Origin of the sequence: Bartonella sp. AC10YNML, from assembly GCF_042196825.1 — a bacterium.
Lineage (GTDB): Bacteria > Pseudomonadota > Alphaproteobacteria > Rhizobiales > Rhizobiaceae > Bartonella.
This window is the reverse complement of sequence record NZ_JBHIRA010000005.1, coordinates 59,402-70,746: the sequence shown is the minus strand read 5'-3', so window position 1 is coordinate 70,746 and position 11,345 is coordinate 59,402. Positions and strand designations below refer to the sequence as shown.

The 11,345-nt window shown below is 38.3% G+C and carries 8 protein-coding genes; 3 read left to right on the top strand and 5 right to left on the bottom strand.

All coding sequences use genetic code 11. The features are described 5' to 3' along the window. Window positions 1-109: 109 nt before the first annotated feature. Window positions 110-2,218 carry an ATP-dependent DNA helicase RecG gene (gene recG / locus ACFINA_RS04115; protein WP_375609368.1) on the top strand — a complete coding sequence of 703 codons (2,109 nt, stop codon included), beginning with the start codon at window positions 110-112 and terminating at the stop codon, window positions 2,216-2,218. Between the two features lie 388 nt (window positions 2,219-2,606). On the opposite strand, the gene glmS is transcribed toward recG, so the two are convergent. The 5 genes from glmS to ACFINA_RS04090 all read right to left on the bottom strand — a co-directional run bounded on the left by glmS (window position 2,607) and on the right by ACFINA_RS04090 (window position 8,166). Beyond that, window positions 2,607-4,430 carry a glutamine--fructose-6-phosphate transaminase (isomerizing) gene (glmS, locus tag ACFINA_RS04110; protein ID WP_375615122.1) on the bottom strand — a complete coding sequence of 608 codons (1,824 nt, stop codon included), beginning with the start codon at window positions 4,428-4,430 and terminating at the stop codon, window positions 2,607-2,609. 172 nt (window positions 4,431-4,602) lie between these two features. After that, entirely contained in the window at window positions 4,603-5,967 is a 1,365-nt protein-coding gene (glmU, locus tag ACFINA_RS04105) for a bifunctional UDP-N-acetylglucosamine diphosphorylase/glucosamine-1-phosphate N-acetyltransferase GlmU (protein WP_375615121.1), read from the bottom strand. 14 nt (window positions 5,968-5,981) lie between these two features. Next, window positions 5,982-6,770, bottom strand: coding sequence for a cytochrome c biogenesis CcdA family protein (locus ACFINA_RS04100; protein WP_375606726.1), 789 nt, complete (start codon window positions 6,768-6,770; stop codon window positions 5,982-5,984). Window positions 6,771-6,813: 43 nt separating this feature from the next. After that, the gene (locus ACFINA_RS04095; protein ID WP_375608338.1) at window positions 6,814-7,803 is read right to left on the bottom strand and encodes a carboxypeptidase regulatory-like domain-containing protein; all 990 of its coding nucleotides are present in this window, start codon (window positions 7,801-7,803) and stop codon (window positions 6,814-6,816) included. A gap of 39 nt (window positions 7,804-7,842) precedes the next feature. Next, window positions 7,843-8,166: a HesB/IscA family protein gene (locus ACFINA_RS04090; protein WP_375606652.1), complete on the bottom strand. Its 324-nt coding sequence runs from the start codon at window positions 8,164-8,166 to the stop codon at window positions 7,843-7,845. Window positions 8,167-8,274: 108 nt separating this feature from the next. Here ACFINA_RS04090 and ACFINA_RS04085 point away from each other — a divergent pair, with 108 nt between their 5' ends. Both ACFINA_RS04085 and argS read left to right on the top strand, forming a co-directional pair. Next, window positions 8,275-9,477, top strand: coding sequence for a deoxyguanosinetriphosphate triphosphohydrolase (locus ACFINA_RS04085; protein WP_375608325.1), 1,203 nt, complete (start codon window positions 8,275-8,277; stop codon window positions 9,475-9,477). Window positions 9,478-9,507: 30 nt separating this feature from the next. Beyond that, window positions 9,508-11,265, top strand: a complete 1,758-nt coding sequence (gene argS, locus ACFINA_RS04080) for an arginine--tRNA ligase (RefSeq protein ID WP_375609364.1) — start codon at window positions 9,508-9,510, stop codon at window positions 11,263-11,265. The last annotated feature ends 80 nt before the right edge of the window (window positions 11,266-11,345 follow it).

The following is an 11,345-nucleotide window of genomic DNA, read 5'->3' as shown; positions in this document are numbered from 1 at the left end:
TTTTTACAACGCAATGTGTAAATAAAATATCATCTTCTTTAATGACTTTATCCCCAAAAAGCTCTTCTAAAGGTCTAGAAAAAACAAAAAGAGCAGGTTAAATTTTCTCATGCCTCCAAGTCTTCTTGCCCCTCTTTTCAACTCTATTCGAACCCTTTCTGGTATTACACCTAAAGTCTATGGCTTACTGACCAAACTCTTAAATGTTAATCCTACACAACGGGAAGCAACCCTTATTGATCTCCTTCAATTAATGCCCCATTCCGTTATAGACCGCAGAATGCGTCCCAGCATTGCTTGTGCAAAAGAAGGAGATACTATTACACTTGAAATTGTCATCGATAAACATCAACCACCCCCACGTGGTCATAACCGAATTCCCTATCGTGTTATTGCGCATGATCAAACAGGAAAAATAAATTTAGTCTTTTTTCATGCTCAACCTCTTTGGCTAAAAAAACAACTTCCCGAAGGAAAAAAAGTCATTATATCAGGAAAAGTTGAATGGTTTAATGGACAGCTTTCAATGGCGCATCCAGACTATATTGCCCCAAGCGAACAATCAAATCAGATACCTCTCATCGAACCGATTTATCCATCTACTGCAGGACTAGCGGCCAAGACACTAAGACGCGCCATACAAAACGCTCTTGATTTTATTCCTCTTCTACCGGAATGGATAGATGAAAATGTAAAAAAGCAGCAAAATTTTCCTTCTTTTTCTGTTGCTTTACGCCGCATCCATGCGCCCATTATCCCCGATGATCTATCCTTAGAAAGTACAGCACGCAAACGCCTTGCCTATGATGAATTGTTTGCTTGTCAATTGGCGCTAGGACTCGTGCGTTTGAAAACTAAATCTCTTGTTGGCACTTCTCGACCAGCAACAGGAATTTATACTAACAAATTGCTCAATATCCTCCCCTTTCAACTCACAACCGGACAAAAAAAAGCAGTAGAAGATATCGCAAATGATCTTGCTTCACCAGAACCGATGCTAAGACTACTCCAAGGTGATGTAGGCGCAGGAAAAACTGTCGTTGCATTAATGGCAATGGCACAAATTGCTGAAAATTCAGGACAATCAGCTTTAATGGCACCAACCGAAGTGCTTGCCAGGCAACATTTTGCCACTATTGCCCCTCTTGCCGAAAAAATCGGATTACAAACAACGCTTTTAACAGGACGAGAAAAAGGAAAATTGCGGACAAATATCTTAAATGATATTCTGTCAGGTCAAGTTTCTATTGTTATCGGAACTCATGCTCTCATACAAAACAGCGTTACTTATAATAATCTCGCTTTAACCATTATCGATGAACAACACCGTTTTGGTGTCCATCAACGTATCGCTCTTACAGAAAAAGGCAATAAAGCTGATATGCTGGTTATGACCGCCACGCCCATTCCGCGCACACTTGTCTTAACAGCTTTTGGTGATATGGATGTCTCTAAAATTACAGAAAAACCAATTGGGCGACAACCCATTACAACAGCAACCCTTTCTTTAAAACGTCTTCATGAACTTATAGAGCGAATCGCATTTGCATTAGAAAAAGGAGAAAAGCTCTATTGGATTTGTCCTTTAGTGGAGGAATCGACAGCTCTTGATCTCACTTCAATTGAAAACCGCTTTGTATTTCTTTATGAGCGCTTTGGAGCACACGTTGGTATGATCCATGGAAAAATGTCTACAGCAGAAAAAGAAGCCGCTATGGCATCTTTTAAATGTGGAAATACACGTATTTTAGTTGCAACCACCGTCATTGAAGTGGGAGTAGATATTCCAGATGCTTCGATCATTATCATCGAACACGCGGAACATTTTGGTCTTTCTCAATTGCACCAATTACGTGGACGTGTAGGACGAGGCGATAAAAAATCTTCCTGCATTTTGCTCTATAAAGATCCACTGACTAAAACAGCAGCAACACGCCTTAATATTATCCGCAATACAGAAGATGGTTTTGAAATCGCTGAAGAAGATTGGCGCCTACGAGGCGAAGGAGAGCTTTTAGGTACAAAACAATCAGGAGTCCCTGAATTTCATATAGCAAACCTTGCAATTCATAGCGATCTTTTGTCAATGGCAAGAAAAGATGCTCATTTATTTTTACAACGCGATCCTCATCTTTCTTCTGAGCAAGGACAAGCTTTACGATTGCTACTTTATCTTTTCGGACACAATGACGCTACACGCCTCTTACGAGCAGGATAACAAAGACCCTCTAATAAAAAACTTAACTATCTCTCTGCTCAAATATGGTTTTTTCTCTTAGAATTACCCATAAATGATCTACGCAGTCTCTTACCATCTTTATGCTTCATGAACGAATAATAAATCAACAGCACTATCTTCTCTCTCAATCTGAATTATTCTTGTATTAAAACAGTAGAAGCAATATTGCGTCTTTTTTTACTATTATATTCACATAACTGATCTCTTTTTGATAGGTAAGAAGATATTTTTTGTTTTATTGTAAAGATTGAGAAAGAAAAAACTTTCTTCAGTATTCTCGTTCAACAGAGAAAAATGAAAAAATAAATTTCATTATAAATCAATTTCTTACATTTGATTATTCTCCAAAATATTCAGAAATATACTTTTATTCAACCGTAACTGATTTTGCTAAATTACGGGGTTGATCAACATCTGTTCCTAATAAAACAGCCGTATGATAAGCAATTAACTGAATGGGGAGAGCATAAATAATAGGAGCAATAAATTCTGAAACATCTGGCAAAGTAATCGTTGATAAAGTCTTAAGACACGCTACCTCTGCTCCTTTTTTATCGGTTATTAAAATAATACGACCATTGCGCGCTACTACTTCTTGCATATTAGAAAAAGTCTTTTCAAACCATCGATCATAAGGCGCCACAACAATAACGGGTATTGTCTCATCTACCAACGCAATTGGCCCATGCTTCAACTCACCCGCCGCATAACCTTCAGCATGAATATAAGAAAGCTCTTTCAATTTAAGAGCTCCCTCCAAAGCAATCGGATAAGAAGTTCCACGTCCTAAATAAAGAACACTTTTTGCATTCACCAAATCACGACAAATAGATTCAATTTTGCCTTCTAATTTTAAGACCTCATTTAAAATACGAGGAACTTCTGCCAACTGCTGAACCAATTGCTGTTCCATTTGAACTGTAAGATAACCACGTTGTTTAGCAGCACTAAGAGCAAGTGAAGCAAGCGTTGCCAATTGACAGGTAAAGGCTTTTGTTGAAGCAACACCAATTTCTGGTCCGGCAAGTGTTGGGAGAATAAAATCAGCCTCCCTTGCCATTGTTGATTGTTCAACATTCACAATTGTGGCTGTTTTTATACCTCGTTCACGACAATAACGCAAAGAAGCCAATGTATCCGCTGTTTCACCAGATTGAGAAACAAACAATGATAACGCATCAGACGTTATAGGAGGTTCGCGATAACGAAATTCCGAAGCGACATCATTATCAACACTTAAAGCGGCAAATTTTTCAAACCAATAGCGCGCAACTAAGGTTGAGTAATAAGCCGTTCCACAACTCGCAAAAAGAAGCCGATGAATATTTTTCCAATCAATCAAATTCTCAAGTGGTCGAACTGCATAATTCCCAAGATCAAGATAATGCGCCAAATTATGAGAAATCACTTCAGGTTGTTCAAACATTTCCTTGTGCATAAAATGACGATGATTACCCTTAGAGATCAATAAAGCCCCTTCAAGTAATGGTGTCACAGGACGTTTTATCAGTTGGTTGTTGGCATCGTAAATTGTGACACCCTCCCGTGTGATAACAGCCCAATCCCCATCTTCCATATAGCTAATATGATCAACGAATGGCGCTAAAGCAATGGCATCTGATCCCACAAAAAATTCATCTTTTCCATAACCGATTGCCAGCGGTGGACCAGAACAAGCCGCAATCATAAGATTATCTTCACCTTCAAAAATAAGAGCAATAGCAAAAGCCCCCTGCAACCGTTTCCAACTTGTACGCATGGCTTCTTGCGGAGAAAGACCACTTTTTAATGCACGCGTTATTAAATGTGCAATAACTTCTGTATCTGTCTCTGTTTCAAAGATATAACCATCCTCAATGAGTTCCTTTCGTAATTCTATAAAATTTTCAATAATACCATTATGAACAACTGCAAGTTTTTTAGTTACATGGGGATGCGCATTGCGTTCAACAGCAATTCCATGCGTAGCCCAACGGGTATGGCCAATCCCTAAACTTCCCTCCAGAGGTATTTTTTTTAATTTTTCTTCTAAACGAACAAGTTTTCCTTCAGCACGTACACGATAAAGATGCCCATTATGGACTGTCGCCACCCCAGATGAATCATACCCTCTATATTCAAGACGTTTTAAACCCTCAACCAGAGAAGACGTAACACACCTCTTTCCAAGAATTCCAATAATTCCACACATTAAAAAGCTCCAACCCACATCTTAAGATTTAAATCTTATAAAACAATCCAACAACCTTTATTTAAAACTGTAAATAATAAAATAATTCAAACATGGAGTACGGCAATCTTTAAAAATAAACCGCCTCTCCATCGTTCGATCAGCACTAAACAAAGAAATAGACTGAAAAAGATCATTTTTTTTGTTTGTTTTCTGACAATTTTTTCTCTAACAAGCGCGTACGAAATTTTGTCGCATAGCCCTCTTTTATAACCTGTCGTGCACGCCCAAAAGCCATACTATTCATAGGAATATTTTCAGTAATAACACTTCCTGAAGCAACATAAGAACCATCCCCTATCACCAATGGAGAAACAAGCGCCGTATTAGACCCAACAAAAGCATGATCACCAATCATCGTTTTATATTTGTTAAATCCATCATAATTGCAAGTAATCGTACCGGCTCCAATATTGGTATGTGCACCAATTTCGGCATCACCAATATAACTCAAATGATTAATTTTAGAAGCTTCTCCTACCTTAGCTTGTTTAACTTCACAAAAATTTCCAACCTTTACAGCCTTCGCCAACTCTGTTCCAGGACGCAAACGTGCATAGGGACCAATCTGTGCATCTCTACCAACCACAGCACCTTCGAGATAACTAAATGCGTGAACAACAGCACCAGAGTGTATTTTTACGCCTAACCCAAAATAAACATTTGGTTCTATCACCACGCCTGGTTCAATTTCTGTATCATAAGAAAAATAGACTGTTTCTGGTTTTAAGAGTGTAACACCTGATAACATTAAATCGTGTGCTTTACGTTTCTGCCATAAAGAATCAGCCCTCGATAGCTCAAAACAATTATTAATTCCTACAATATCTTCAAAAGGAACTTCAACAACGCGTACATCTAATCCTTCACGTGTTGCAAGAGAAGCAACATCTGTTAAGTAATATTCTTTTTTTATATTGTTATTATCAACCTTCTCTAAAAGAGAAAGCGCATGTTTTCCACGCATAGCGAGTATTCCACCATTACAAAAAGAAATCTTTTTTTCTTTATCGCTAGCGTCTTTTTCTTCTACAATTGCGATCAATTTACCATTTTTCTCGAGAAGACGCCCATAACCTGTTGGGTTTTGGGTATGAAAACCTGCAAAAACAACATCTGCTCCATCAACAAGCTGTGCACGCATTTGGTGCAATGAATCTTGCTGAATGAGAGGCGTATCCCCAAAAACAATGAGAACATCATCCACTTCCTTTTGCAAAGCTAAACGAGCAGACAAAACAGCATGGGCAGTTCCTAAACGTTCTTTTTGTTCAAAAATCATTACATCTTTTACAAATGACTGAACAACGTGCGTAACCTCCTTAGCACCACATCCCACAACAACGGCTAATTGCGAAGAGCCTGCCAATTCTATTTGTTTTAGAACATGGCATATAAGAGGCAATCCAGCAATTTTATGAAGTACCTTAGGCAGAGACGATTTCATGCGCGTCCCCTCACCTGCAGCAAGAACAATAGAAAGACAACTTCTAACCATAAAAACACATAAGACTAACGAGAAAATCCAAAAAAATTCATAATATTGTGCCAACGAATATCTTCAATATAACTCAACGAAGGATAATGTTCTAAAAGCCAAAATGAAATATCCTGCATAGAACCTGTTAAAAACAAAATCCCTGTAAGAAGAAGAAAAATACCAATAATTTTTTCAACTTTTCCTAAATGAATACGAAAAGCGCCTAAAAATCGCATAAAACTGCTCGAAAATAAAGCTGCCAACACAAAAGGGACAGCAAGACCTAATGCATAAACTGCTAAGAGAATAGCTCCCTCGCCCACCGTCTCTTTTGTTCCAGCAAGCGTTATAATAGGCCCTAAAATGGGGCCAATACACGGTGTCCAACCAAAGGCAAAAGCTAAACCAATAATATACGCGCCTAAAGGACCAGCAGGTGTTTTATGGGTCTGAAAACGCGCTTCACGAAATAAAAAAGCGATCTTGAAAATCCCCAAAAAATTTAAACCAAAAATAATAATGACAATTCCAGCAGCAAGTGCAAACCAATCACGATAATAACCGATGAATTTCCCAATTGTGCTAGCACTGGCACCTAAAGCAACAAAAACAGTCGTAAACCCAAGAACAAAAGCAATAACAGAAGACAATAAAGTCCACCGTATAAAGACTTTCTCATCACGATTTTCTGAACGAAAATCATCAATACCAATCCCTGCCATATAACACAAATAGGGAGGAACTAACGGCAAAACGCATGGTGACAAAAAAGAGAGTGCCCCAGCAAAAAACACACCAACTGTTGAAACTTCAATCAAAATTCATACCCCATCTCTCATCATAGTTTACCCCCATGAACAACGATCAATCCACATCTTCATCAATTCGTTGCATATTTTGTTCATTCGCCACCACACTTATATCTTCATCATGACCAGAAACGACTGAAAAAACTTTTTGATAAATTTTATCTTTATTTTTAGCAATTGCAATATACTCTCCCTCCGCTAACACGAGTGAAACATACGCACCAACTGTTTCATAAACGATATCACCAGAATCATTGGCAAGAGACCAACTTGTATCTGCAAGTGCTTCTCCTCCTTCTTGTCGGACCAGCTTTAAGACAATTTGAGCGGCCTGATGTTCAAGAGTAGCTTCTGTTATTTTACCAGCATCCACTTGAATATCCGAACGAGCCGTCGCATTAATAGAACCATAATGGGAAGCAACATGGTAGCGGCCAGCTTTTAAACGCACAACTGAGTGGGGTTTAACATTTGATATAATCACTCCCGTATCATCATTTTCTTTTTCATCCTCATAAATGGTAAAACGGAGTTCCTTTTCATTCATTACGCCATTGAGCAGTGTTGCATTTAAAATAACACCACCAGCCTTAAGATTAAAGTTTTTTACAAGACTTTGCCCATTTTCTAAACGAATATGGCGCACAGCACTCGTGTGACCAAATGAGACATGAACAAGATAATTTCCTGGTTCGAGATTAAAACGTGCACTTCCCCCCTTATAGGTTGCCACTAATGGTAATTTATTATCAATCCCTAGAATAGGGGCATAAACCCGCCAGACAAGCCCTTTTTCAATATCCGGATGACTATTTGTTAATCGAGCATTCAAAATGAGTTGTGTTTGAGATGCTAAGTTTTCATTTTCCTGCTCTTGAGTCTTTACAATAAAACTCCTTGATTGTCTCTGCTGCTGATCTTGCCCTTCTCCTGCTTCAGAAAAAGCACAGTGACTCCAAGTCAATAAAGCAAGCACCACGCACAACCATACACATCGGTGCACTATTTTTATAAGAATACCCATTTTTGCATTGTTGACCAACATGATCTTTTTTTCAAGAAACAATATCACACAGCCATCATTTTAAATTGAGAAACTTACACCACAACCACATGATGAAACAGCATTGGGATTGTGGACTTGAAAAGACTGCCCCATAAGATCATCAACAAAATCAATCTCAGCTCCTTCCATAAAAGGAAGTGATAGTAAATCAATAAACACAACTGCCCCGTCTTTTTTGAGAACGAGGTCATCTTCACACATTTCAGAAACCAAGTCATATTTATAAGAAAAACCAGAACACCCACCACCTTCAACAGAAATACGTAATGCTATTTTATCGGGTTCACGCAAAAGTATCTGTGCAATTTTTTTGGCAGCAACATCTGAAATTTTCACATTCATTTTATATATCCTTGCATTAAACCATCAAGAAAGAGTATCCTACACTCAAAGAGCAGTTTATTTGTCATAAACCACTCTCAATTTTAAGATGATAATAGACAGCTTGCAATGGATATAGGAAATATCGACTTCAATTACCAATCTCGAGCAGTATACAGTGCTCATCCACAAACAAGCCGTGGTCGATTATACCATGAAACGATGAGCACCACACGCTCACCTTTTCAACGAGATAGAGATCGTATTATCCATTCTAATGCATTTCGACGTCTTAAACATAAAACGCAAGTGTTTATTGCTGATGAAAGCGATCATTATCGTACTCGCCTAACCCATTCCATAGAGGTTTCTCAAATTGCAAGAACATTAGCCCGTGCCCTGTGTCTTGATGAAGACCTTGCCGAAGCCATTGCCCTTGTTCACGACTTTGGACACACACCCTTTGGCCATGCTGGAGAAGATGCTCTTAATGAAGCCATGGTATATTATGGCGGCTTTGATCATAATGCACAAGCATTACGCATTGTAACAAAACTAGAACAGCGCTATGCAAATTTTGATGGACTTAACCTTACATGGGAAACCCTCGAAGGACTTGTAAAGCACAATGGTCCCCTTTTAGGGCCTTACGCGAAGAATAAGGAGGTTCCTATCGATATTTTACAATACAATGTAAAGCAAGATCTTGCACTCGATTGTTTTGCAGGATTAGAAGCGCAATGTGCTGCTATTGCAGATGATATCGCATACAATGCGCATGATATTGATGATGGTCTACGTTCGCAATTTTTAACACTCGATCAATTTGAACATGTTTCACTAACAGCAGCAATATTAAAAGATATAACAGATGAGCATCCCCACCTCGACCAAACGCGTCGCGGTTACACACTTGTACGAAGACAAATAACAACCATGGTTGAAGATGTTATCAAACAGTCACAAAAAAATTTAGCACGCATCAAACCAACAAGCATAAACGATATTCACCAAGCAAAACAAACCATTGTTACCTTTTCACCGACAATGACCGTTTATGAAAAAGAACTAAAAAACTTTTTATTTAAAAATCTTTACTACCATGAACAGGTTCTTAGTCGTCGCAATGCAGCAAAATGCATTGTACAAAAATTATTCAATTGTTATTATGAAAATCCAAATACAATGCCTGAAAGTTGGCAGAGCAAAGCAGTGCACTTAAAAAATCAAGAGTTAGCACGTTTGATTGCTGACTTTCTTTCAGGCATGACGGATCACTACGCTCTACGTGAATATCAGCGTTTATTTGACCATACAGATAATTTCGTTTAATGGCTTTTGGCATCATCATGGAAGCTAAATATGAATATCTTTAAAAACTTCGAAAAAAAAATTAAGAGATCAATTGAATTATCTGATATAAAAGGAAAAAATGGAGAAGATCTAGATTTATCAAAAATCACTGTTGATCCTCCGCGTGATTCCTCCCATGGTCATTTATCAACCAATGCTGCTATGGTGCTTGCAAAATCTATTGGAATCAATCCACGTGCACTTGCAGATAAAATCATAGAACTTCTTAAAAATGATTCCTCTATCGAAAATATAGATGTTGCCGGTCCTGGTTTTATAAACATAAAGCTTACAAAATTATTTTGGCAAGATGCTATAAAATCTATGCTTGAATTAGGCACTTCTTATGGTCGTATTCCAATGGGACAAGGAAAATGCGTCAATGTTGAATATGTCTCAGCAAATCCGACAGGACCAATGCATGTAGGACATTGCCGCGGAGCGGTTGTTGGGGATGTTCTCTCCAATTTGCTACAATTTACGGGCTATAACATTACAAAAGAGTATTATATCAATGATGCGGGTCAACAAATCGAAGTCCTCGCCCATTCGGTACTATTGCGCTATCGTGAAGCTCTTGGGCAAAAAATTAATGAAATTCCAGAAGGACTCTATCCTGGAGAATACTTGATACCATTGGGTCAATCGCTTGCTCAAGAGTTTGGTGACCAACTCCTCACAATGGATAAAGATGAAGCCTTATCTCTTGTGAAAGAACGTGCAATTCATGCAATGATGTCCATGATTCGCGAAGATTTGGCTGCTCTTAATATTTATCATGATATCTTTTTCTCTGAGCGAATGCTTTATGCAGATAATGCACGCGCCATTCGTAACACTATCAACGACCTCACTTTAAATGGTTATATCTACAAAGGAAAACTCCCCCCTCCCAAAGGACAAAACACAGAAGACTGGGAACCAAGCGAACAAACTTTGTTCCGTTCAACAAATGTCGGTGATGACCAAGACCGTGTTTTAGTCAAATCTGACGGTTCTTACACTTATTTTGCTGCTGATGTTGCTTATTTTCGGGATAAATTTAATCGTCATTTTGATGAAATGATTTATATTTTAGGCGCAGACCATGCTGGCTATGTAAAACGACTAGAGGCAATGGCAAAAGCGATTTCTGGTGATAAAGCCAAATTAAGTGTTTTCTTATGTCAATTGGTAAAACTCTTTCGCAACGGTCAACCTGTCCGCATGTCAAAAAGAGCAGGATCATTTGTCACTCTACGGGATGTTGTCGAAGAAGTTGGTCGTGATCCTGTGCGTTTTATGATGTTATACCGTAAGTGTGAAGCGCCTCTTGATTTTGATTTTGCAAAAGTAACAGAACAATCAAAAGATAACCCCATCTTTTATGTACAATATGCAAGTGCACGTTGTCACTCAGTCTTTCGTCAAGCACGAGAAGCGCTTCATATTGAAAGCTTTTCAAATGATACATTGATTGCCTATCTTCATCGATTAACAGATGACCATGAAATATTGTTAATACGCAAACTTTCTGAATATCCACGTATCATTGAACAGGCCGTAGTTCATAAGGAACCGCATCGATTAGCGTTTTATCTTTATGACCTTGCCTCCAGCTTTCACACCCATTGGAATAAAGGGAGTGAAAATCTCAATTTACGCTTTATTCAACCCGATGATAAAGAGTTATCCTTTGCAAGATTAGGATTGATACAAGCTGTTATCAATATTTTATCATCAGGGCTTACCATCATAGGAGTTGAGGCCCCCATAGAAATGCGTTGAAAAAGTTCTATAAATACATACAATAGGTACTCTATTGATAAACTTTTTCATGTATCCTTGCATGAAAGGGGGAAAATTTA